Source organism: Buchnera aphidicola (Pterocallis alni) (assembly GCF_964059075.1).
In the GTDB taxonomy this organism is placed as follows: domain Bacteria; phylum Pseudomonadota; class Gammaproteobacteria; order Enterobacterales; family Enterobacteriaceae; genus Buchnera_L; species Buchnera_L aphidicola_AN.
The window spans coordinates 266583-292123 of the sequence record NZ_OZ060377.1 but is presented as its reverse complement, the minus strand read 5'-3'; the positions used below and the strand labels follow the sequence as shown (position 1 = coordinate 292123).

The following is a 25541-nucleotide window of genomic DNA, read 5'->3' as shown; positions in this document are numbered from 1 at the left end:
TTTGATAAAAAATATTTTTTAATGATTATGTTTTGTATTGTACAGATTTGTAAAATATATTTTATATTAATGATTATTATTTGATATATTTAATATAGGATATTTTCCCAAACATTTAATAAATATTTTTTTTTCTTTTAAATAATAAATAATCTGGTTTATAGCACTTAATTTGTTGTGTTCTTTAGTTTCTATATAAAAACCCATTTTTTTTTTATTATTTAAGATATATATTATAGGTATAAATATAGATATTAAAATATGGTTTTTTTGAAATATTTTGATTATATCATCTTGTTTTATTATTTTATTTTTTATTATTAATGTTGCTTTGATGGGTTGAGAATTATTTATTTTATATTTTTGTTGTGATAAGATAAAAAATCTGGTCTGATTATTCAAATCATTAGCTATCTTTTCTTTAATGATTTGTAGATTATAAATTTTTTTACCTATTTTACTTCCTATAGCTGCAGCAGTATAGGTATTCATTTGTGAAATAATTTTCATGGCTTGTGATGTACTATTTGTATATTTTATTTTCCAATGAGGAAAATTTTGAATAAATTGACTACATTGTTGAAATGATTGGGGGTGACTATATATTGTTGTGATATTTTGCAATGTAGTATTAATAGGAGATAATATACAATGTTTAATTGGTAAATGAAATTCGGAATAAATTTTTAGTTTATTGTTAATTAACATACTATGTACTGGTTCGATAAACCCGGAGTAACTATTTTCAATTGGTACTATGGCATATTCTGATATTTTATCTTTTACAGATTGAAATATTTCAATAAAATTATCATATTTTTTTTTATGGTATTTTTTTTTATTTTTTTTAATATATTTTTTTGTACTAATATATGAATAAGATCCTTTTGGTCCTAAGAATGCTATTGTTTTTTGTTTGATAAATTTATTTTTATCATATTGTTGTTTTATATTTTTTTGTAACATAACTGAATCATTTATAATGATTTTAAATATTTCAATGATATAACTTTTGTTTAAAAAATATTTTTTACATAGAGATTGTAAATTATTTAATAATTCTTTTTCTCTTTTTAAGTCTTGTATAGGAATATGATTAATTATTTTTTTTTTTGCAATTTTAGTAACTATTTTTTTTCTTTTAGATAATAAAAATAATATTTCTTGATCAATTTTATTAATTTCACAACGTATATTAGATAATATATTCTTATATTGCATAATGTACACCTTGTTTAGTTAAATCATTTTTATGATACGAGATATTGAATATATTATAAGACATTTTTTATATTTATATTACTTTTTTTTTAAAATATTTATATTAATCACATATATAAATATTATAATTGTTGTATCTTGTTGGTGTTGTAAATAAATTGGAATATGTATGAAAAGTTTTGTAGCTAATCTTCATCATGTAAATAAAAATTGGTATTATATTGATGCAAAAGATAAAATATTAGGTAGATTATCTTCAAAAATAGCACATTATTTAAAAGGTAAACATAAGGTGGAGTATACCCCTCATCTTGATATTGGAGATTATATCGTTGTTATTAATGCATCAAAAGTTCTTGTAACAGGAAATAAGAGGTTAAATAAATTTTACTATAGATATTCTGGATATATTGGTGGTATAAAAAAAGTTGCTTTTTGTGATATGTTATTGAAAAAATCTGATGAAATTATTAAATTAGCAGTAAAAGGAATGTTACCCAAGGGATCTTTAGGTCGCTCTATGTTACGTAAATTAAAAATTTATCCTTTACAGGATCATTTTCATAAAGCACAAAATCCCCAATATTTAAATATTTAATTTGGATACGTATATGATAAATAATAGAAATTATGCTACTGGTCGTCGTAAAAGTTCTTCTGCTAGAGTTTTTATGAAACCAGGTAGTGGGGAAATTAGCATTAATAAAAAAACTTTATTGCAATATTTTTTTCGCCCAAGTGATCGTTCTGTTGTTCTAGATCCTTTACAAAAAATGAATTTATTAGATAAATTTGATTTTTATATTACCGTTTCTGGTGGAGGTATGTCGGGTCAATCGGGAGCTATTAGACATGGTATTACCCGCGTATTAATTCAACATAATGAAGATTTAAAATCACAATTACGAAAGTATGGTTTTGTTACAAGAGATTCTCGTAAAGTAGAAAGAAAAAAGATAGGTTTGAGAAAAGCAAGAAAAAAACCACAATTTTCTAAAAGATAGATTATACCAATATTATATTTTGTGTATTTAATCCGGAATATAACATCCGGATTATTATATAATATGTATGTTATATAAATTTGATTTTTATAGTATGTTTATATAATTAATATTTAATAGATAGATGTATTTAAATATTTTACTAATTTATTACATAACATTGTTGTATGTATTTTTTTTTTGGCTGAAATGAAATAAAATATATTTTGTATGTTAATCTTTTTTTTAATGTTTTCTTGTATATATATTATTTCTGATTTACTGTATTTATCAATTTTGTTAAAGATAAACCATCTTGGTTTATTCCATAAATTTTTATTATATTTTTGTAATTCTTGTTCAATAATTTGAATATTATAAATGATTTTTTCAAATTTTTTGTAAATATCTATTAAATGTAATAATATGTTACATTTTTCTAAATGTTGTAGAAATTGTATTCCTAAACCTTGTCCTTTAGATGCTCCATTCATAATCCCTGGAACATCTGCAATAATAAATTTTTTTTTTTTTTTTACTTTTACAGTTCCTAATATTGGAATAATAGTTGTAAATGGATATGGACCTATTTTTGATTTTGCTTGAGAGATAGATGTCAATAATGTTGATTTACCAGAATTTGGTAATCCTACAATTCCTACATCTGCTATTAAAAGAAGCTTTAATTGAATATATTTACTTTCTCCTATTTTCCCTTTTGTTCTTTGATATGGAGTTCTATTAATTGAAGATTTAAATTTGTTATTTCCAATTCCTTTTGCTCCTCCTTTGGCAATAAGTATTTTATTATTATATGTATTTAAATCAGTAATAATTTCTTGATTTAATTCGTTAATTATTCTTGTACCAATAGGTACAAATAGTATTATATCGGATCCATTTTTACCAGATTTGTTATTAGGTTGTCCGGGTTGGCCATTTTGTGCATAAATATGTTTTTTAAATCGAAAATCCACTAAAGTGTTTAAATTTTTGTCTATTTTAATCCATATATTACCTCCATTTCCACCATCACCTCCATTTGGTCCACCTTTTGGTTCAAATTTTTCTCTTCTAAAGTTAATACATCCATTTCCTCCATTACCTCCTGTAACGTGTATTTTTACCATATCAATAAATTTCATATTACTATATCTCATGATTAATGATATTATTTGACATAATTTTTATAAATATCTTTATTATCAATAATATTAGTAATAATATATACGAATTATATCTTGATTTAAGGTAATATTTATTGATTAGAAATAATATTGACGTATTTTTTTTTTTTTAATCCATTAATACTAAAATGTACTATTCCTGCTTTCACTGCAAATATTGTATGGTCTTTACCTATTTTAGTATTGGTACCAGGATGAAATTTTGTTCCTCTTTGTCTAATAATAATTGATCCTGAAAGTACTGATTGTCCTCCAAATTTTTTAATCCCCAATCTTTTAGATCGAGAATCTCTACCATTCCTAGTAGATCCACCTGCTTTTTTTTGAGCCATATTTTATCCTTTTTAGTGTTTCATGCTAATATTGACAATTTTTACATCTGTAAAATGTTGTCTATGTCCTTGTTTTTTTTTATAATGTTTTCTTCTACTAAATTTAAAAATTTTAATTTTTTTATGTTTTCCGTGTTTTAAAATATATCCATGAATATAACTATTATGTACTGTTGGTTCTCCAATAAATACTTGGTTTGTTTGTATTACCATTAATATTTCTGAAAATGTAATTTTTTTTCCTTGTTCAAGGTTGATTTTTTCTACTCTTACTGTTTCCCCTTCTTTAACCTGGTACTGTTTTCCACTATGCGCAAAAATAGCATACATATTTGATCCTTATTTTTATGTGAAAAATTTTTACATATATTTGAGAAATAGAATATCGTTTATTAAGGTATTATGTTGTTATTGTATTTTGATGATTAACATGTATTATAAAAAAGATTTTCTTTTTTTTTTCCATTCTTGATTGGTAAATGTATCAATTGTAACAGAGTGAATTTTTTTTTTTATAATATATTTTGTTAATGGTTTATATATTATTTGTTGTTTTTGTATATTTTTCATTCCAATAAAAATATCTCCTATAGCAATAATATGAATATGATTGTTATCACCTTTTAAATATATATTGCTTAACTGAACATTTTGTAAAATATATTCTTTTAAATTTTTATTTTTCATAATGTAATTATTTTATATGATGTATTTTGAAATATTATTTTAAATAATATTAATTATTTATACAATGTTTAAAATGTAATTTATTTAAAATATAGTATATGAAAATTATAATGATTAGTAATGTATTATATAAAAGGAATAGAATTATGTATAAAATACCAATGACTATTAATGGTTTTAAAAAATTAAAAAAAGAATTAAAATATTTAAAATCAATTACAAGACCAGCAATTATTAAAGCAATTATTGAATCTAGAAAGCATGGTGATTTGAAAGAAAATGCTGAATATCATGCTGCTAGAGAAGAACAAGGTTTTTGTGAACAAAGAATTCAAGATATTGAATCCAAATTATATTATGCACAAGTCATTGATATTAAAAATGTCGAATATAACGGGAAAGTGGTTTTTGGTTCTACCGTTAGTATATTAAATATAAATAATAATAAAAAATTTGTTTTTTGTATTGTAGGAGATGATGAATCTGATTGTAATAATGGATTAATTTCTATTAACTCTCCCTTATCTCGTAGTTTAATTGGCAAATCAATCAAAGATATTGTTGATGTTAGTACACCATCTGGAGTAATAAAATATCAAATTTTAAATATTGAATATATTTAATTAATTTATTGAAATATTTTTTATTTTTTAGAAAAAATAGTATTTACAGCATATAAATAAAAAAATAAATTTTTATTTATATGCGAACAATATAAATTTATTTTTTATTTCATACATTAAAATACATATCTTATATGAAAAAAAAACGTTCTATTTCTTCCCGAAGATGGTTATATGAACATTTTACAGATCGATTTGTTAAAGATGCTCAATTAAATAATTTGAGATCTAGAGCTTGGTTTAAATTACGTGATATTGATTTAAAATATAACTTATTAAAAGATAAAATGCATATCATTGATTTAGGTTCTTTTCCTGGGAGTTGGTCTCAATATGCACTGCATAAAATAGGAAAATATGGTTATATTATTGCTTGTGATATAAATCTTATGTCTGATATACCGGGAGTATTTTTTATTCAAGGTGATATTTCTATTCAAGAAACTAGAATGCATATATTACAATTATTAAAAAAAAAAGTAGATGTAGTAATGTCTGATATTTCTCCTAATCTTACTGGTATATCAACAATAGATATACCTCGTTCTATTTTTTTAGCCAACTTAGTTTTTGAAATAGCGTATATGACTTTATCTAACAAAGGGATATTGTTAGTAAAAATTTTTCAAGGATTAGGTGTGAAAAATTTTTTTAATAAATTACAGTTGTATTTTAATATTGTGAAAGTGTGTAAACCTGTAGCATCTCGTAATAGGTCTCGTGAAATATTTATTTTGGCTATAGGTTTTAAAAAATAATGTATTTTATTTCATAGTTTATTTTTAATATGGTTATAATTTTTATGAGGTTAATGTTTTGGGTGATATAATAAAAAATTTTTTATTTTGGTTAATGGCATTAATGTTGTTTATATGTATATTATGTGGTATAAATTTCATTTTTAAAGGAGATAATAATATTGATTATACTGATTTTTTATCTTCTGTTCGTAAAAATGAAGTAGAAAAAGTTACTATACATGGTAATAATATTATTTTAAAAAAAAAAGATCAAACAGAGTATCGTACTTATCTTCCAATATATGATTCTAAATTATTAAATCTGCTTTTATCACATCATATTGCTATTAATGGAATCCCTATCAAAAAACATAATATGTACTTATCTATTTTTGTTTCATGGTTTCCAACATTACTATTAGTATCAGTATGGATGTATTTCATGAAACAATTTAAAAATAATGTTGGAAAAAGTAATTCTTTTGGTAAAAGTAAAATGCATATTGTAACTGATAAAAATATTAAAATTACTTTTTCTGATGTTGCGGGATGTAATGAAGCTAAGGAAGAAGTGAGTGAAATAGTAGAATATTTAAAAGAACCAAAAAAATTTCAAAAATTAGGGGGAAAAATTCCTAATGGTATTTTAATGATTGGACCTCCCGGAACAGGTAAAACATTATTAGCAAAAGCAATTGCTGGTGAAGCGCAAGTTTCTTTTTTAACGTTATCAGGTTCTGATTTTGTAGAAATGTTTGTTGGTGTAGGTGCGTCAAGAGTACGTGATGTTTTTGAACATGCTCGCAATGTATCTCCTTGTATAATTTTTATTGATGAAATAGATGCTGTTGGTCGTCAAAGAGGTGGTGTTTCGGGTGGTAATGATGAAAGAGAACAAACTTTAAATCAAATGTTAGTAGAAATGGATGGATTTAAAGGAAATGAAGGAATTATTTTAATTGCTGCTACAAATAGACCAGATGTTTTAGATTCTGCTTTATTAAGACCTGGAAGATTTGACCGTCATGTTTTTGTTTCATTACCAGATATGATTGGTAGAAAAGAAATTTTACAAGTACATATGAAAAATATTCCATTGGCATCTGATGTTGATCCGTTAATTATTGCTAGGGGAACTCCTGGATTTTCTGGAGCAGATCTACGTAATTTAGTTAATGAATCTGCTTTATTTGCCGCTAAAGAAAATAATCAAGTAGTATCGATGTTAGATTTTGAAAAAGCTAAAGATAAAATTATGATTGGTGCAGAAAGAAGGTCTATGTTGATGACAGAAATTCAAAAAGAATGTACAGCATATCATGAATCAGGTCATGTAATTATTGGGAGATTAGTACCTGAACATGATCCTGCTCATAAGGTGACTATTGTTCCTAGAGGTAGAGCTTTAGGAGTAACATTTTTTTTACCTAAAGTAGATTCTGTAAGTATTAGTAAAGAAAAATTAGAAAGTAAAATTTCTACCTTATACGGAGGTCGTTTAGCTGAAGAAATAATTTATGGTGTACAAAAAGTTTCTACTGGAGCGGTAAATGATATTCAAATTGCTACAGATTTAGCAAGAAATATGGTTACAAAATGGGGTTTTTCAGATAAATTAGGTCCATTACTATATAAAAATAATACGAGAGAAAATGTATTTTACGAGAGCGTAAATTCTACATCACATATTACTTCTACTGATACATCTAGTATTATTGATCAAGAGATTAAGTTATTAATTGATCGAAATTATATAAGAGCTAAAAATTTATTATATGATCATTTAGACATTTTACATAATATGAAAGATGCTTTAATGAAATATGAAACATTAAATTCTTTTCAAATTGATCATTTGATGAATAGAAAATGTGAAAAATTTTTTGTTAAATAAAAGAAATTTTTGTATAGAATATTGTAAATTAATATATTTATATGATTTAAAATGTTTATTAAAAAATATATCTTTTTTTGTAATTATTATTATGTATTATTAAATGATCTATATTATAATATATATATATTAATTAAATTTTGTATGTTTTATAGTTGGTTAAAAATGATATATAATAAAATTGTTAATTTATTACATGTATATTAATTTATTTTAGGAAGATATAGTATTATTATGTATAATTTTATTTTATGTATTTTTATTGTTATATCTTGTATATTAATTTTATTAATTATATTTAATAATTTAAATTATGATAATTTTTATAATTATAATAATAAGTTTAATTTTTTAGATTTTATTTATCATGATTCTTTTATAAATATTATAATAAAAATTCTTGTTTTTTTATTTTTATTTTTCAGTATTTTAATCTGTTTTTTAAATCATAAAATATACATTATACAAAAATAAAATGTATATATTATATATTATATAATATATATTATTTTTTATATTTATTGTAATAAAATATGATTTTTTTATTATATTATATATTTATTTGTTATGCCGGGATGGTGAAATAGGTAAACACGCTATCTTGAGGAGATAGTGCTATATAACATAGCATGTGGGTTCAAATCCCACTCTCGGTATTAAAGATGGATTTGATATTTAACATGTTGATATAAAATAGTCTTATAAAATTTTATTTTGATATTTATATGCTATTTTATAAATATTTTATGAAAATAATTTATTTAAATGATTTTATATTTACTCGATGACTTGTTAAATTTGTATATTTTATAAAGTACATTAATAATATATAAAATATTTAAAATTGTTTTTTGGAGTATAATGTTAAGTATATTGAGGTTGATATAATGAATAAAGAAATTTTATCAGTGGTAGAATTAGTATCGTATGAAAAATCTTTACCTCGTGAAAAAATTTTTGAAGTGTTAGAAACAGCATTATCTATAGTAACAAAAAAAAGACACCCGCAAGAAATTGATGTTAGGGTTAATATTGATAGAAAAAGTGGTAATTTTAATACATTAAGAAGATGGAAAATTGTCAATAAGGTACGATTTCCTACGAAACAAATTACTTTGGAAGCAGCTAAATTTGAAAATAAAGAAGCTAAATTAAATGATTTTATAGAATATCAAATTCAATCTGTATCATTTGATCGATTTACTATACAAGTAGCAAAAAAAATTATTATTAAAAAAGTTAAAGAAGTTGAAAGAAGTATTATGATTGAAAAATTGTATCAGAATAAAGGTAAGATGATTAAGGGAATCGTAAAAAGAATTACTCGTCATTATATAGTATTAGATGTAGCTAATGATGTTGAAGCAATTATTATGAGAGAACATTTATTAACTAAAGATAAATTTAATATTGGTGATCAAATTAAAGGAGTATTATATAAGTTATACACGAAATCTAAAATTATTACATTATATATTAGTCGTTCGATTCCTGAAATGTTATTAGAATTGTTTTATATTGAAGTTCCTGAAATTCGCGAAAAGTTAGTAGAGATTAAATCTGTTTCTCGTGATCCTGGAGTTAGATCTAAAATTTCGGTTGTAAGTTATGATAGTACTGTAGATCCTATTGGATCTTGTATTGGAATTCAGGGATTTAGAGTACAAGCAGTATCTAGAGAGTTACGTGGAGAGAGAATAGATATTATTTTATGGGATAAAAATCCAATACAATTTATTATGAATGCCATGGTTCCTATAGAGGTAATTTCTATTCTTATTCATAAATCTAGTCGTTCAATAGATATTACTGTGGATGCAAAATATCTAGCACAAGCAATTGGTAAAAATGGTCAAAATGTTAGATTATCTTCAAAGTTGATTAATTGGGATTTAAATATTTTAACAACAAATGATCTATATAGTACAAATAAAAGAAAAATATATAAAATTATAAATTCATTTAATATGTATTTAAACATTAAAAAAAGTATGGTGTATGCTCTAATTAGATCGGGAATTTCTTCTTTAGAGGATTTAGTATGTATACCATATTCTGAATTATTAAAAATAAAAGAAATGAATCAATATTCTGCATATAAAATACAAAATATTTCGAATGAAATATTATCTAATCTTTTAATAAGTAAAAAAATATATACAAAAGATACACAATACACTTTATTATCTTTATATGGTATGAATCAGGATTTATTATTTCAATTATACAAAAAAAATATATTTACTTTAGAAACATTATCTAATCAAACGGTTTATGATTTAATTGATATTCATGAATTAAATATTAAAAAAGCCGGTGCATTAATTATAGAAGCTAGAAACATGTGTTGGTTTAATGGTAAATTTTAATTATATAAAAGGTAAAATCATGAATATGACTTTAAAATCTTTCTCTAATTTAATGAACATATCGGTTTTGGAGCTAATAAAAAAATTTGCAGGTATAGGTATTATAAAAAAAGAATCTGACTCTATCAGCTTAAATGAAAAAAAATTATTATTACATTATTTATCTTCTAAAAATGAATTATCATTAAATGATGAAAAAAAAAATAACATAATAAATATTAATAAATCTAAATCTATTCATTCTACAAATTATAAAATAAATAATAAATATATTAATATTAAAAATAAAAATATTACAAATATTGAAAACAAGAATAAGAATCATGTTCATACTATATCAAAAGGGCAATATAATAAAATTAATGATGTGAGAAAAAAAAATATTTTAAATATCGTAGAAGTAAAAAAAAAACATGATATTTATTTAAAAAAACCAGATAAATTAAATAAAAAAAAAGATTTTCAAGTTAAAAATTCAATATATTATAAAAAAACTAACACACATGTTTCTAAAAAAATTAAAGAAGTTTCTTCTAATAAAGCTATGATTAATCATTTATCTTATGATTATAACCTAAAACGTTTTTCTAGTTTAAATAAAATACAAGATAAGAATAATATTATTAGTTATGATAATCATTCTAGTAGTAAAAGAAAAAAATTTAAAAATAAAAATAAAAAACCTGTTAATTATGATGTAATATCTAATCAAGATTTTAATCAATTAATTGTTCAATCACCTGTTAAGAATATAAAAAATATAAAAAAATATTTATTAAAGCAGAATTTAAAAAAGTTTAAAAATAATTTTGTTAAACATGTTATTATTGGTAATACTATTACAATATCTAATTTATCTAATAAATTAGCTATTAAAAGTGTACAATTAATAAACATGTTTTTTGGAATGGGTATTAGAGCTCATCATACTCATATTTTAGATCAAAAACTGGCTAAGATAATAGTAGAAGAAATTGGTTATGATGTTATTTTACGTCACGATAATGAATTAGAAAAATTAATGTTAGAAAATTGTTATTCTATAAATAAAAAATATGATAAAAAAATAAGACCACCCATCGTCACTATAGTTGGGCATGTAGATCACGGAAAAACATCTTTGTTAGATTATATTCGTTCTACTAAAGTAGTAAGTGGTGAATTTGGTGGTATTACTCAACATATTGGAGCATATCATATAGAAGTAGAAAAAAAAATTATTACTTTTTTAGATACTCCAGGGCACTCTGCTTTTGTACAAATGCGCGCCAGAGGTATACAATTAACTGATATTGTTGTTTTAGTCATTGCCGGTGATGATGGTATTAAACCGCAAACTATAGAATCTATTAAACATATACAACATTATAATGTTCCACTCATAGTAGCGATTAATAAAATAGATAAACCAACATATTTCCCAGATAAAATAAAACAAGAATTAATGAAATATTCTATTTTATCTGAAGAATTGGGTGGGGAAACTATTTTTGTGGGTGTTTCAGCTATTACTGGTGAAGGTATTAATAATTTATTGAATTCTATATTATTACAATCGGAAATTATGGAATTATATACAATATCAGAAGGTATTGCTAGTGGTATAGTGGTTGAAGCATCTTTAAGTAAAAATTATGGCCCAATAGCTACTGTTATTGTGAAAGAAGGTATATTAAATAAAGGTGATTATATATTATGCGGTTTAAGTTATGGGAAAGTACGTTCTATTACAAATTGTTTTGGAGATCATTTAATACATGTTGGGCCTTCTATTCCTGTAGAAATATTTGGTTTATCATCTGTACCAAATAGTGGCGATAGTTTCAATGTTGTAAAAAATGAAAGACAAGCTAGAGAAATTATTGAATCTAAAAAAAATATTCAAGAGAATCAAATTGTTTTTCCAACGAAAGAAACAGATGTTAATCATGTATTTGAAAAATTTGTTCAAGATAAACGTATTATTTTAAATTTTGTAGTAAAATGTGATGTGCAAGGTTCATTGGAAGCAATTTTAGAGTACATGTCTAATCTTTCGAATAAATATGTTATGATCAAAATTGTGCATGCTAGTGTAGGTAATATTACAGAAACAGATGTATCTTTATCAGTATCTTCTAGATCTCAATTAATAGGTTTTAATGTCAAGGCTAATGTATTAGCTAATTGTTTAATTAAAAAAAACAATATTAATATCAATTATTATTCAGTGATTTATAATTTAATTGATGATATTCAGTCTATAATTAATACTTATTCGATACCCAAAAAAGAATCATTATTTTTTGGATCTGCTGAAGTTAGGAACATATTTAAATTAACTAAACATACCTTTATTGCAGGGTGTATGGTGATGAACGGGGTAATTAAGAAAAAATATTCAGTTCGTATTCTTAGAAATAATAAAATAATATATATAGGTGAATTAGAATCTTTACGTAGATTTAAAGAAGATATCAATGAAGTTGGTACTGGAAAAGAGTGCGGTATAGTTGTTAAGAATTATAATGAAATTTGTGTCGGAGATATGATTGAATCATATCAAATGTTATCATAAAAATTTATTTATAATTATCAATATGTTTAATATATTTTATGAAATTTTTTAATAAATCATCTACTATGGCTTTTCATCGTTCTACTAGAATAGCTCAAGAATTAAAAAAAGAAATATCAATTATTTTATTAAGATATATACGTGATCCTAGAATTAATTGTATGATTACAATATCAATGGTTAAGTTATCACGTGATTTATCTTTTGCAAAAATTTTTATTAGTTCTTTAAATATTAATAAAAATTGTTATAATAATTTATATCATAAGAAAAATAGTAAAGAAATTCTTTGTATTTTAAAAGGTGCATCAAAATATATTAGAAAAATGTTATCTTACAGGATAAAATTAAGGAAAATACCATTTTTATTATTTGATTATGATAATTCTTTAGTTGAAGGAATAAAAATATCTAATTTATTAAAAAAAATATAAATATGTAAAATAAATATATAAATCATTTTATAAAATATAATGTATAAAAATATTCATGGTATATTACTATTAGATAAACCCTCAGGTATATCTTCTAATAATATTTTACAACAAGTAAAAAAAATACTCGGTGTTAAGAAAGTTGGTTATTCTGGAACATTAGATCCATTAGCCACGGGTTTATTGCCTATATTTTTTGGAAAATGTACAAAATTTATTGATAATTTTATCAATAGTGATAAATCTTATCATGTAATTATGAAATTAGGTCAAATTACTTCTACATATGATTCCGAAGGTATAATTTTAGAAGAAAGAATAGTAAATTTTTCTAGTATACTGTTGTATAATTCTTTAAAGAAATTACAGAGTCGAGTAACACAAGTAGCTCCTATGTATTCTGCAGTAAAATATAAAGGATTACCTTTATATAAATATATTAGAAAAATTTTACCTATTATAAAAATTACAAAAAATATTCGCGTTTATAAAATTCATTGCATATGGTACAATAATCAGTTTATTAAATTAAAAATTTTTTGTTCTAAAGGTACTTATATTCGTTCTTTTGTGCATGATTTAGGTAAATTATTAGGTTGTGGAGCACATGTAATTTATTTAAGAAGAATACAAGTTGCTTCATACATGGTTAATAATTGTATTACATTTAAGAAATTATATTATTTACATAAGTTATATTCTAAATTGTTATGCATAACAATTATAAATCAATTTTTTATCCCAATACAAAAAATATTCTTAAATTGTATAGAGGTAAAATTGAACTCTTTACTTATATTAAGTCAAAAAAATATAAAATTTTTTACTTCATTGATGAAAAATAATATTGTTAAAATTATTGTTATAAATCATACAAAAAAATTTTTTATTGGTCGAATAGATCAATATGGTCAATTAATTTCATATAAATCATTAAATATTAATATAAATTTGTTATAAATGTAATGTAATGATTAGATCAATTGGGAGTTTTTATATTTTATGAATTTAATAAAAAAGGATTATATATTAAAATATACTAGTGATAGTAAAAATACTGGTCAATCTGAAGTACAAATTGCTTTATTGAGCTATAAAATTAATGATTTAAAAAAACATTTTGCTATACATAAAAAAGATAATGCTAGTAAAAGGGGTTTATTAAATATAGTTTCCAAACGTAGGAAATTATTAAATTATTTAAAAAAATTGAACATATCACGTTACAATAATATCGTAATCAAATTAAAATTACGTCATTAATAATATTTTAATAATAATATATTTTTGCATAGGTATGTTGTTATATTATTTAATATTTTATTAATAAAAGAGTGTTCTCTTTTATTAATAATTTATTTTTTAAAATTATTAATTATTTTTTTATGAAATATTTTATTTAATATATTGAATTAAATATTTTTATTTTATATTTTAAATATTTAATATTAAAGAGGGTTTTATTTTGTTAAATTCTATAATTAGAACATTTCAATATGGTAATCATACTGTTACTTTAGAAACTGGTAGGGTTGCTAGACAATCTACTGCTTCTGTTATAGTCAATATGAATGATACAATTGTTCTTGTAACAGTAGTAGTAGATAAAAATTGTATACCTAAAAAAAAATTTTTTCCTTTAACGATTAATTATCAAGAACGCACTTATGCTGCCGGTAGAATACCTGGTAGTTTTTTTCGGAGAGAGGGACGACCCAGCGAAAATGAAATATTAATTGCTAGATTAATTGATAGACCCATTAGACCTTTATTTCCAAAAAATTTTTTACAAGAAGTACAAATTACTGCAACAGTAATTTCTTTAAATCCTGAAATTAATCCCGATCTTGTTTCTATTATTGGTGCTTCAGCTGCTTTAAAAATATCTGGTGTACCATTTTTAGGTACTATAGGAGTTGCTCGCGTTGGTTATATTAATAAAAAATATATTTTAAATCCTGATACTACAATAATGAAATACACTGATTTAGATTTAGTTGTTTCTGGAACAGAAGATAGTATTTTAATGGTAGAATCAGAATCTAATTTATTAGAAGAGAATATAATATTAAATGCTCTTTTATTTGGTCACCAATCTCAACAATCATTAATTAAAAATATTTGTCTGTTTGCTAATTCTGTACCTGTTACATTATATAATTATAGTGCTATGCATATTAAACATCATGTATTATTTAATTTACTTGTTCATATGTCTAAATTAGATATTATATGTGCATATAAAATTTTTGATAAACAAGAAAGATTAAATACATTATTTATTATAAAAGAAAATATTATTAATATGTTAATTTCCAAAAATTTTGTTTTTAATATTGTAGATATAGAAAATATTTTATATTATCTTGAAAGAAAAATAGTTCGTAATAGGTTGTTAAAAGGGAAATGTAGAATTGATGGTCGTAAAAAAGATCAAGTTCGTGTACTAAATATACAAACTGGTACTCTTCCAAGAGTACATGGATCTGCATTATTTACTAGAGGGGAAACACAAGCATTAGTATCTGTAACATTAGGAACTTCTAGAGATGCCCAAAATTTAGATGAATTATTAGGAGATAGAGTAGATAATTTTTTATTTCATTATAATTTTCCTCCTTATTCTGTTGGTGAAATTGGTATATTAGGATCTCCTAAAAGAAGAGAAATCGGTCATGGTCGTTTAGCAAAACGTAGTATGGTAGCAGTTATGCCTAATATTGATGAATTTCCATATACTATTCGAGTGGTTTCTGAAATTACTGAATCCAATGGTTCTTCTTCTATGGCATCAGTTTGTGGTGCTTCATTAGCATTAATGGATGCCGGGGTTCCTATTAAATATGCCATATCTGGTATTGCTATGGGATTAATTAAGGAGAAAGAAAAATATATAGTATTATCAGATATTTTAGGTGATGAAGATCATTTGGGTGATATGGATTTTAAGGTTGCTGGATCAAAAAAAGGTATTACTGCTTTACAAATGGATATGAAAATATTAGGCATTAATAGTAAAATTTTATTTGATTCTTTATTGGAAGCAAAAAAATCTAGATTGTATATTCTACATAAAATGCAAAAATTTATTAGTATACCTAGAAGAAAAATGTCTAAATTTGCTCCTCGTATTCATACTATGAAAATTAATCCAGAAAAAATTAAGGATGTTATTGGGAAAGGAGGAGCTGTAATTCGTATGTTAACTGAAGAAACTGGAACAGTAATTGAAATTCAAGATGATGGTACTGTAAAAATTTCTGCCACTTTGGAACAAAAGGCAAAAAATGCTATTCAACGTATTCAAGAAATTACTTCGGAAATCAAAATAGGTACAATATATACGGGAAGAGTAATTAGGATTACAGATTTTGGAGCATTTGTATCTATTGGTATTGGTAAAGAAGGTTTAGTACATATTTCTCAAATAAATAGTAAAAGAGTAGATAAAGTAACAGATTACTTACAAATAGAGCAATTAGTTACAGTAAAAGTTTTAGAAATAGATAAATATGGTCGTTTAAGACTTAGTATAAAAGATGCTCATATATCTACAAAATCCATGTAATATATTTATTTAAATAAATAATATAAATTTAATTAAAATCTTGCTTTTTATATTACACCAATATTTTATCAACATACTTAGATGTATGTATTATAATCTTAAGAGGTATATAATATTAAATGGTTCAAGTTGAAAATTCTTTTTTAAAGTTAGGTTTAAATGCTTTATTGGTCAAATCTTTAAATAATATGGGTTATGTAACACCTTCTCCTATTCAAAAATTATGTATTCCTTATTTATTATCTGGAAATGATGTATTAGGTATGGCACAAACAGGTAGTGGTAAAACTGCTGCTTTTGCTTTACCGTTATTACATAATATTATTTTAGGTTTAAAATATCCTCAAGTATTAGTTTTAACTCCAACTAGAGAATTAGCTATACAAGTATCTAAAGCTTTTATGGAATTTGCTAAATATATTGTTAGTATAAAGGTTGTTCCTTTATATGGTGGTCAACGATATGATATACAGTTACGTGAATTAAGAAGAGGTCCTCAAATTATAGTTGGTACTCCTGGTAGATTATTAGATCATTTAAATCGTGGTACTTTAAATTTATCACAATTAAAAGGTTTAGTTTTAGATGAAGCAGATGAAATGTTGAGAATGGGTTTTATAGAAGACGTAGAAAATATTTTACGAAAAATTCCGAGTATACATCAAACAGCTTTATTTTCTGCTACTATGCCGGAAGTTATTCGAATTATCGCTAAAAAATTTATGGTTTCTCCTAAAGAAGTTAAAATTCAATCTAATATTATTACTCGGCCAAATATTAAACAATTTTATTGGATGGTATATGGTCGTAAAACGGATGGTTTAATACGATTTTTAGAATCTGAAGAATTTTCTGCAACAATTATTTTTGTTCGTACAAAATATGCAACTTTAGAAGTGGCCGAAGCATTAGATCGACACGGGTATAATAGTGCTGCACTGAATGGTGATATGAATCAACACATTAGAGAAAAAACCTTAGATCGATTAAAAGATGGTAGATTAGATATTTTAATAGCAACCGATGTTGCTGCTCGAGGTTTAGATGTAGATCGAGTGAGTTTAGTAATTAATTATGATATCCCTATGGATGTAGAATCATATATTCATCGTATTGGTCGTACAGGTAGAGCTGGTCGTATAGGGAAAGCTTTATTATTTGTTGAGCGTAGAGAATATAGATTATTTAAAAATATTGAAAATACATTAAAACAACCTATTATTAGAATTGAATTACCAAATATGAAATTATTAAGTGAATGTAGGTTGAAAAAATTATCGCAAAATGTTTTGAAAGAATGTAATAGTGTAGATTTAGAAAAATATTGTTCTTTATTACCCAAATTAAATCCAGATAATAAATTTACAATTGAAACTTTAGCTGCTGCACTATTAAAAATTGCACAAGGTAAACGTCCTTTAATTATTTCAGATGTAGTTAGCTCGCAGAAAAAATTTTTTATTAAACATGATAATAAAAAAAAATTATATACAAATATTAAAACAAATACATTATCATTTAATTCTCAAAATAAATTTCCTGCTACTTTTAAAAAAAGTAAATCTACTTTTGCAATGAATTTATATAGAATTGAAGTTGGATACTCTCATGGAGTGGAAGTACGACATATTGTTGGAGCAATTGCTAATGAAGGTAAAATTAATAGTTGCTATATTGGTAGTGTAAAAATATTTTCTGAATTTTCAACAATTGAGTTATCTAGATGTTTACCTAAATCCATCTTGAGTAGTTTCATTAATACTAGAATTTTAAATAAATTAATTAAAATTAAGTTATATAATTATGGTTATAAATTGATTAATAAAAAACGTAGTAATTTTTATTCTTCCAAATATACAAAAAAATAAACAATAAAATTTATTTTTAATAAAAAATATTTTTTATTTATATGTTATGTGAATAATGATTTTTGTGTGTATATTTTAAATAAAAATTTATTTTATGCCACAATGTGGCATATTTATGTATATACATGATAATTATTTATAGTATATAGAATAATTATTTTTAATATTAAAATATATTATGATTCATGTGATTTTTTACATATATAATATATTGATTTTCCATAAATATAATTTTATTATTTATATTTTGTGGATATTATATTATTGATATTATAATCTTATTTATTGATAGTTTTTATGATAATATTGATTTATTATTTATATTTTGTATTAAATTTAATATCATTAATGCTTTAATAGTATGTAATTTATTTTCAGATTGTGTAAAAATAATATCTTGATATTTTTTAAAAACTGTATTTGTTATTTCAATTCCATTATTTAATTTATATTTTTTAGATATTTTTTTTCCTAATATTGTATTTGAATCATGTAAAGACGGTAAACAATGTAATATTTTTATATTTTTATTTTTTGATAATTGTATCATTTCTTCATTAATTTGGTATTTTTTTAATAATTGTATTTTTTCTTCCCATGTTGATGGATCTTCTCCCATTGAAATCCAAGCATCTGTATAAATGAAATCAGATAATTCTACTCCCTTTTTTATATTTTCAGTACACATAATATTATTTTTAATATTTTTATTATTTGAAATAGGTAATTTAGGCCAATATTTTTTTGGTGCTAAAAAACGTAATTTTAATTTCATAATTTGAGCTATTTCTAACAATGTTTTCGCAATATTATTAGATGCATCACCTACATAAGTACAAATTATATTTTCAATGGATTTATTAGGCATACATTCTATTATAGTAAATATATCGGCTAAAATTTGTGTTGGATGATATTTTTGTGTTAATGCATTCCATATTGGAATTTGAGAATTTTGTGAAATTATTTTTATATATTTATGGTTTGAACCACGATATGCGATACCATCATATAATCTTTCAAGGACTTTAATAGTATCTGTAATTGATTCTTTATATCCTAAATGTATATCAGATCCTAAATAACTAACATATGCTCCTTGTTCTATTGCTGCTACTTCAAATGAGCATCTAGTTCTTGTTGATTTTTGTTCAAAAATTAAAGCAATTTTTTTGTTTTTTAAATATTGTATTTCTTGTTTATTGTTTCTATTTTTTTTAAGTACGGAAGCAAATTTTATAATTTTTTTTATTTCTTTTTTAGTAAGATCAGAAATTTTTAATATATGCTTGTTGTATAAACTATTCATATTATTTTTTTATAGAAATATATTGTATATTATTTATTTATTGTATTGTAATAAAATAAATTATCTTTTTCTTTATATAAATTTATTTTTTTATTTTACAATGATATATTATATATTAATATTTATTAATTCATATTTTAATATTTTTTTTAATATATCAAGTTTATACTAATAATATATTTTATTTATTTGTAAGTAAAATATTATGTGTATAAATATGTCGTTATTTATTATTTTTATTTATTCTATATGTATAAATAATGAATATATATAAATGATGTATAATTTGTTTTTATAAAATGAAATTTTTACTGGTTAATACTATTAAAATTGTATATGAAAAAAAAATATAATCCAACTCAAATAGAATATTCTCTATATTTACATTGGAAAAAAAAGGGTTATTTTAAACCTCACTTTAATACTAAAAAGAAGAATTTTTGCATAATTATGCCTCCTCCCAATATTACAGGTTATTTACATATGGGGCATGCATTTCAGCAAACCATTATGGATATTTTAATTAGATATCATAGAATGCAAGGAGATAATACTTTATGGCAAATGGGATTAGATCATGCTGGCATTGCCACACAAATTATTGTATCAAAAAAAATTAATATAGAAGAAAAAAAAAATTTACATGATATTGGGCGAAAAAATTTTATTAAAAAGTGTTGGGATTGGAAAGATTTGGTTCATAATAATATTAATTATCAAATACAAAGATTAGGTAGTTCAGTTGATTGGAATCGAGAAAGATTTACATTAGATGATAAATCGTCTAAAGCAATTAGAAAAGTATTTATTAATTTATATCATGATAATCTTATTTATCGTAAAAAAAAGTTATCTAATTGGGATATTGAATTACAAACTGTTGTATCAGATTTAGAAATAGAAAATAAATCTATTTTTGGTAAGATGTGGTATATTAGATATCCAATATATAATAATTGTATAAAATCTATTACAAGAAAATATTTAACAGTTGCTACTACAAGACCAGAGACCTTATTAGGTGATGTTGCAATTGCAGTGCATCCATTAGACATGAGATATAAAAATATTATTGGTAAATTTGTAATTGTGCCATTTATTAATCGTTGTATACCGATTGTATCTGATAATTGTATAGATATGTATAAGGGTACTGGTTGTGTAAAAATTACTCCAGCGCATGATATGAATGATTATCAAGTGGCTCTTAGAAATAGTTTACCTATAATAAATATTTTTGATAAAAAGGGTTATGTACTAAATACATTTGAAATATATGATATTAGTATGAATATTTCTAATATATATAATACAAATATTCCAAAAGATGTAAAAAAATTATATTTTTTAGATGCTAGAATGCACATAATTAATTTTTTAGATAAAATAGGTATGTTGAGTTGTATTATAAATGATTATGTATCTATATTATATGGAGAAAGAAGTGGATCGAAAATTGAAACATTATTAACTGATCAATGGTATATGAAAACTGATTTATTATCTAAAAATGCTATAAAAATAGTTACAGATAAAAAAATTACCTTTTTTCCTAAACAGTATAAAAATATGTATTTATCATGGATGAATAATATTCAAGATTGGTGTATTTCACGTCAGTTATGGTGGGGTCATCGTATACCAGCTTGGTATGATGATATAGGTAATATATATGTTGGAAATAGTGAATTAGAAATTAGAAAAAAATATTTTATTTCTGATGAAAAAAAATTAATACAAGATCCAGATGTTTTAGATACTTGGTTTTCTTCTAGTTTATGGACTTTTGTATCTTTAGATTGGCCCAAAAAAAATAATTTATTAAAGTTTTTTCATCCTACTTCAGTCTTAATTAGTGGTTTTGACATTATATTCTTTTGGGTAGCGAGAATGATTATGATGACTTTGTATTGTTTAAAAGATAATCATACCATTCAAGTTCCATTTAAAAAAGTATACATAACAGGTTTAATTTTAGATGAATTTGGTAAAAAGATGTCTAAATCTAAAGGAAATGTATTAGATCCAATAGATATGATTGATGGTATTAGCTTATCTGATTTATTAAAGAAAAGAACTGTTTTACACATGAAAGATAATATGGTAAAAAAAATTAATAATAATACTAAAAAACAATTTCCACATGGTATTACTAGTTTTGGAGCTGATTCTTTACGTTTCACTTTTGCCTCTTTATCTTCTATTAATAGAAATATAAATTGGGATATGAATAGATTAAAAGGATATAGGAATTTTTGCACAAAAATTTGGAATGCTGGAAGATTTATTTGTATGCATATTAATGATAATGAGATTAATATTCACAATTACCAAAAATATTTTTTATTTTTTGATTTGTGGTTATTAATTAAATTTAATAACATGATCAGAAAATATCGTTCTGCTTTAGATTGTTATCGTTTTGATGTTGCTGCACATAAGTTGTATAATTTTTTTTGGCATACATTTTGTGATTGGTATTTAGAAATTGTAAAAATATTTTTGCAGTTTGGTTCCGAACAAGAAAAAATGAGTGTAAAATATACTATGTTTCATGTTTTTGAAACTATTTTAAAAATTGCGCACCCTATTATTCCTTTTATTACCGAGTATATTTGGAAAAAATTGAAAAATTTTCTTAGTATTAAAGGAAAAACGATTATGTTACAAAGTTTTCCTAATTATAACGATATGATTATAGATAATAATATTGTAAATATTATGTCTTTTATTAAAAAGGTTATTTTATTTATTCGTAATGTGCGTACTATTTTTAATATTTCCAGTAAATATTTATTGTGTTTATTTGTACATGATGTTTCTCTAGAATATAAAAATATTGTATTATATTATCAATTAATTATTAAAAAAATAGCATATCTAGAGAATATTATGTTTGTTGATTTCAATTATATTCTTCCTATAAATTCTGTTACAGATATTATTCATAATATTAAATGTTCTATTGTATTAAATATTATTATAAATCCTAAATGTGAGTTAATAAAAGTACTTAATAAAATTTATGCAATTAATTTAAAAATTAATATTTTAAATAATACTTTTTTAAATAAAAAATTTTTAAATCGAGCTCCGAAAAATTTAATTATACAAAAAAAAAATAATTTAAGTGTTTTAATCTTGACTCAAGAAAAATTATTAAAACAAAAAAATATTTTACAGAATTACATACATACTATAAGATAATCAATTTATATAATATATAAAATATTGTATAATAATTCTATTCATTTATTGTAATCATTGATAAAATATTTTTATTGATCAGTATAAAATTATGTTATTACATAGTAAATATAGAATGAATATTTCATTTTACAAATATTATGATATTCATCATCCTATAAAATTACGAAATATTATATATAAATCTTTTATTAAATTAAAAATATTAGGTAGAATTTATATTTCTCATGAAGGTATTAATGCTCAAATTAGTATTTCAAGAAAATATTTGAATATATTAAAAATATATTTATCTAAGATACATATTATGTTTAAAAACATACGATTGAATCGGGGATTAGACAATAAAATTGCATTTTTTTCATTAAAAGTAAAAGTACGTAATAAAATTGTTGCTGATGGTCTACATAATAATGTGTTTGATTATAAAAATGTTGGTATTTATGTAAAACCAATATTTGTTAATAATATGTTAGAAAATAAACAATTTATTTTTGTAGATATGCGTAATCATTATGAATATATTATTGGTCATTTTAAAAATGCTATTCATGTACCAGGTTTTACTTTTAGAGATCAATTAAACGGGATTGTTGGTTTTTTAGAACAATATCAGAGTAAAAAAATCGTTTTATATTGCACTGGTGGTATAAGGTGCGAAAAAGCTACAGCTTGGCTTAAACATAATCATTTTAAATATATATATCATATAGAAGGTGGTATTTTAAATTATGTCAATACAATAAGAAAAAGAAAATTATCAATGAAATTTTATGGAAAAAATTTTGTTTTTGATCATAGAATTGCTGAAAAAGTTTCTAATCATATTTTATCTAATTGTACTATTTGCGGAGAGCTTTGTGATGATTATATCAATTGTAAAAATAATTTGTGTCATTTACTTTTTATTCAATGTAAACAATGTTTTTTAATATATAATGGATATTGTTCTACATTTTGTAAAAATTGTTAAATTTTTATGTATTGTGTTTATTTTTTATACATGTAATAGAATTTTGTATTATTTTTATAATAAGATATTTAATATAAAAAATTTATATATTTTGATAATATTATATATTAAATATATATTAATAAATATTTATTATATTAATTTGGATTATTTTATTATATGATATCAATTTCAGTAAATGACATATATAAAAATTATGTTGCAATTAATAAAAAAGTATTAATTTTCGGATGGGTACGTAATCGTAGACATTCTAATTCTGGTATTTCTTTTATTGATGTTTATGATGGTTCTTCTGTACATACAATTCAATGTATTATTAATAATACTATTGTAAATTATGATTCTGAAGTGTTAAAATTAACTAGCGGATGTGCTATTTCTGTACAAGGGGTATTAGTATATGCCTTTAGAAGTATACAGAAATATGAAATAAAAGTAATAAAAATTAAAATTATTGGTTGGGTGGATTCGCCACAGAATTATCCAGTTTCTGCTAAAAAACATACTTATCAATTTTTAAGAGAAATCCCCCATTTACGTCCTAGGACAAATTATATAGGAGTAGTAACTCGTATTAGAAATCATGTTTTTCATGCTTTACATACTTTTTTATACGAAAAGAATTATTATTGGATTCCTACTCCTATTATTACCAGTTTAGATTCAGAAGGTGCAGGATCTATGTTTCGAGTCTCTACATTAGATATGAAAAATATTCCTACGAATGTAAGAGGGGAAATAGATTTTAATAAAGATTTTTTTGGAAAAGAATCTTTTTTAACAGTATCTGGACAATTAACCGCTGAATCTTACGCGTGTTCTATGGGTAAAATTTATACTTTTGGGCCCACTTTTAGAGCTGAACATTCTAATACAACAAGACATTTATCTGAATTTTGGATGTTAGAAATAGAAGTAGCATTTGCAAAATTAAATGATATTATATCTTTATCTAAAAGTATGATTAAATATGTTACACAATTTATTTTAAATACTTGCACGGATGATATAAATTTTTTATATGATAACATTGATAAAAATATTTTTTTTCGATTAGAAAATTGTTTATTATATGAAATTATTGACATTAATTATAATGATGCTATTAAAATTTTACTAAATTCTAATTATAATTTTAATAATCCAGTACAATATGGTTTAGATTTATGTGCTGAGCATGAAAAATATCTTGTAGATAAGTATTTTTGTGCTCCTATTATTGTAAAAAATTATCCAAAGAAATTGAAAGCTTTTTACATGAGAGTAAATGATGATAAAAAACATGTTGCTGCAATGGATATGTTAGTACCTGGTGTAGGAGAATTAATTGGTGGTTCGCAAAGAGAAGATAGGATATCCATTTTAAAAGAAAGATTATTAGAATGTAATTTATGTATTAAAGATTATAATTGGTATTTGGATTTAAGAAAATATGGTAGTATACCACATGCTGGTTTTGGTTTAGGTTTGGAGAGATTGCTATCCTATATTACAGGAATTAAAAATATTAAAGATTTAATTCCTTTTCCAAGAAATGTAAATCATTTATTATGTTAAATGTATTATAGTATACAGTTGTAAAAATT

General features: G+C 22.9%; 21 protein-coding genes and 1 tRNA gene. 16 read left to right on the top strand and 6 right to left on the bottom strand.

Features of this window, described 5'->3' with window-relative positions; genetic code table 11:
• Positions 1-66 precede the first annotated feature (66 nt).
• Positions 67-1221: a chorismate mutase gene (locus tag AB4W54_RS01315; RefSeq protein WP_367674321.1), complete on the bottom strand. Its 1155-nt coding sequence runs from the start codon at positions 1219-1221 to the stop codon at positions 67-69.
• A 169-nt stretch (positions 1222-1390) separates the two neighbouring features.
• Between AB4W54_RS01315 and rplM the strand changes: the two genes are divergently transcribed.
• The gene (gene rplM / locus AB4W54_RS01310) at positions 1391-1819 is read left to right on the top strand and encodes a 50S ribosomal protein L13 (RefSeq protein WP_367674320.1); all 429 of its coding nucleotides are present in this window, start codon (positions 1391-1393) and stop codon (positions 1817-1819) included.
• Positions 1820-1832: 13 nt separating this feature from the next.
• Complete coding sequence (gene rpsI, locus AB4W54_RS01305; protein ID WP_367674319.1) at positions 1833-2225, top strand: 30S ribosomal protein S9; 393 nt, start codon at positions 1833-1835, stop codon at positions 2223-2225.
• 113 nt (positions 2226-2338) lie between these two features.
• On the opposite strand, the gene cgtA is transcribed toward rpsI, so the two are convergent.
• The 4 genes from cgtA to AB4W54_RS01285 all read right to left on the bottom strand — a co-directional run bounded on the left by cgtA (position 2339) and on the right by AB4W54_RS01285 (position 4410).
• On the bottom strand, positions 2339-3349 hold the full coding sequence (cgtA, locus tag AB4W54_RS01300; RefSeq protein WP_367674318.1) for an Obg family GTPase CgtA: 1011 nt from the start codon (positions 3347-3349) through the stop codon (positions 2339-2341).
• A gap of 113 nt (positions 3350-3462) precedes the next feature.
• Positions 3463-3723: a 50S ribosomal protein L27 gene (gene rpmA / locus AB4W54_RS01295; RefSeq protein ID WP_367674317.1), complete on the bottom strand. Its 261-nt coding sequence runs from the start codon at positions 3721-3723 to the stop codon at positions 3463-3465.
• A gap of 12 nt (positions 3724-3735) precedes the next feature.
• Positions 3736-4053, bottom strand: coding sequence for a 50S ribosomal protein L21 (gene rplU, locus AB4W54_RS01290; protein WP_367674316.1), 318 nt, complete (start codon positions 4051-4053; stop codon positions 3736-3738).
• 105 nt (positions 4054-4158) lie between these two features.
• A complete protein-coding gene (locus AB4W54_RS01285; protein ID WP_367674315.1) occupies positions 4159-4410 on the bottom strand; it encodes a BolA/IbaG family iron-sulfur metabolism protein in 252 nt (83 codons plus the stop codon).
• A 143-nt stretch (positions 4411-4553) separates the two neighbouring features.
• On the opposite strand from AB4W54_RS01285, the gene greA reads away from it, so the two are divergent.
• The 11 genes from greA to AB4W54_RS01230 all read left to right on the top strand — a co-directional run bounded on the left by greA (position 4554) and on the right by AB4W54_RS01230 (position 18463).
• Positions 4554-5033 carry a transcription elongation factor GreA gene (gene greA, locus AB4W54_RS01280; protein ID WP_367674628.1) on the top strand — a complete coding sequence of 160 codons (480 nt, stop codon included), beginning with the start codon at positions 4554-4556 and terminating at the stop codon, positions 5031-5033.
• A gap of 134 nt (positions 5034-5167) precedes the next feature.
• Positions 5168-5791: an RlmE family RNA methyltransferase gene (locus AB4W54_RS01275; protein ID WP_367674314.1), complete on the top strand. Its 624-nt coding sequence runs from the start codon at positions 5168-5170 to the stop codon at positions 5789-5791.
• A gap of 94 nt (positions 5792-5885) precedes the next feature.
• Entirely contained in the window at positions 5886-7667 is a 1782-nt protein-coding gene (ftsH, locus tag AB4W54_RS01270) for an ATP-dependent zinc metalloprotease FtsH (protein WP_367674627.1), read from the top strand.
• A 569-nt stretch (positions 7668-8236) separates the two neighbouring features.
• Positions 8237-8323: transfer RNA gene (locus AB4W54_RS01265), tRNA-Leu, on the top strand.
• A gap of 231 nt (positions 8324-8554) precedes the next feature.
• Complete coding sequence (gene nusA, locus AB4W54_RS01260) at positions 8555-10036, top strand: transcription termination factor NusA (RefSeq protein WP_367674313.1); 1482 nt, start codon at positions 8555-8557, stop codon at positions 10034-10036.
• A gap of 19 nt (positions 10037-10055) precedes the next feature.
• Entirely contained in the window at positions 10056-12593 is a 2538-nt protein-coding gene (gene infB / locus AB4W54_RS01255) for a translation initiation factor IF-2 (RefSeq protein ID WP_367674312.1), read from the top strand.
• A 38-nt stretch (positions 12594-12631) separates the two neighbouring features.
• Positions 12632-13027 carry a 30S ribosome-binding factor RbfA gene (rbfA, locus tag AB4W54_RS01250; protein WP_367674311.1) on the top strand — a complete coding sequence of 132 codons (396 nt, stop codon included), beginning with the start codon at positions 12632-12634 and terminating at the stop codon, positions 13025-13027.
• Between the two features lie 39 nt (positions 13028-13066).
• The gene (gene truB, locus AB4W54_RS01245) at positions 13067-13987 is read left to right on the top strand and encodes a tRNA pseudouridine(55) synthase TruB (RefSeq protein ID WP_367674310.1); all 921 of its coding nucleotides are present in this window, start codon (positions 13067-13069) and stop codon (positions 13985-13987) included.
• Between the two features lie 42 nt (positions 13988-14029).
• Positions 14030-14290: a 30S ribosomal protein S15 gene (rpsO, locus tag AB4W54_RS01240; protein WP_367674309.1), complete on the top strand. Its 261-nt coding sequence runs from the start codon at positions 14030-14032 to the stop codon at positions 14288-14290.
• 202 nt (positions 14291-14492) lie between these two features.
• A complete protein-coding gene (gene pnp / locus AB4W54_RS01235; RefSeq protein ID WP_367674308.1) occupies positions 14493-16595 on the top strand; it encodes a polyribonucleotide nucleotidyltransferase in 2103 nt (700 codons plus the stop codon).
• Positions 16596-16714: 119 nt separating this feature from the next.
• Positions 16715-18463, top strand: a complete 1749-nt coding sequence (locus AB4W54_RS01230) for a DEAD/DEAH box helicase (RefSeq protein WP_367674307.1) — start codon at positions 16715-16717, stop codon at positions 18461-18463.
• A 295-nt stretch (positions 18464-18758) separates the two neighbouring features.
• Here the strand turns inward: AB4W54_RS01230 and argF are convergent, their stop codons facing one another.
• Positions 18759-19772 carry an ornithine carbamoyltransferase gene (argF, locus tag AB4W54_RS01225; RefSeq protein WP_367674306.1) on the bottom strand — a complete coding sequence of 338 codons (1014 nt, stop codon included), beginning with the start codon at positions 19770-19772 and terminating at the stop codon, positions 18759-18761.
• Positions 19773-20108: 336 nt separating this feature from the next.
• Here argF and AB4W54_RS01220 point away from each other — a divergent pair, with 336 nt between their 5' ends.
• The 3 genes from AB4W54_RS01220 (at position 20109) to asnS (ending at position 25512) form a co-directional block, all read left to right on the top strand.
• On the top strand, positions 20109-22979 hold the full coding sequence (locus AB4W54_RS01220; protein WP_367674305.1) for a valine--tRNA ligase: 2871 nt from the start codon (positions 20109-20111) through the stop codon (positions 22977-22979).
• Between the two features lie 91 nt (positions 22980-23070).
• A complete protein-coding gene (locus AB4W54_RS01215) occupies positions 23071-23952 on the top strand; it encodes a rhodanese-related sulfurtransferase (protein WP_367674304.1) in 882 nt (293 codons plus the stop codon).
• Positions 23953-24111: 159 nt separating this feature from the next.
• Positions 24112-25512, top strand: a complete 1401-nt coding sequence (asnS, locus tag AB4W54_RS01210; RefSeq protein ID WP_367674303.1) for an asparagine--tRNA ligase — start codon at positions 24112-24114, stop codon at positions 25510-25512.
• The last annotated feature ends 29 nt before the right edge of the window (positions 25513-25541 follow it).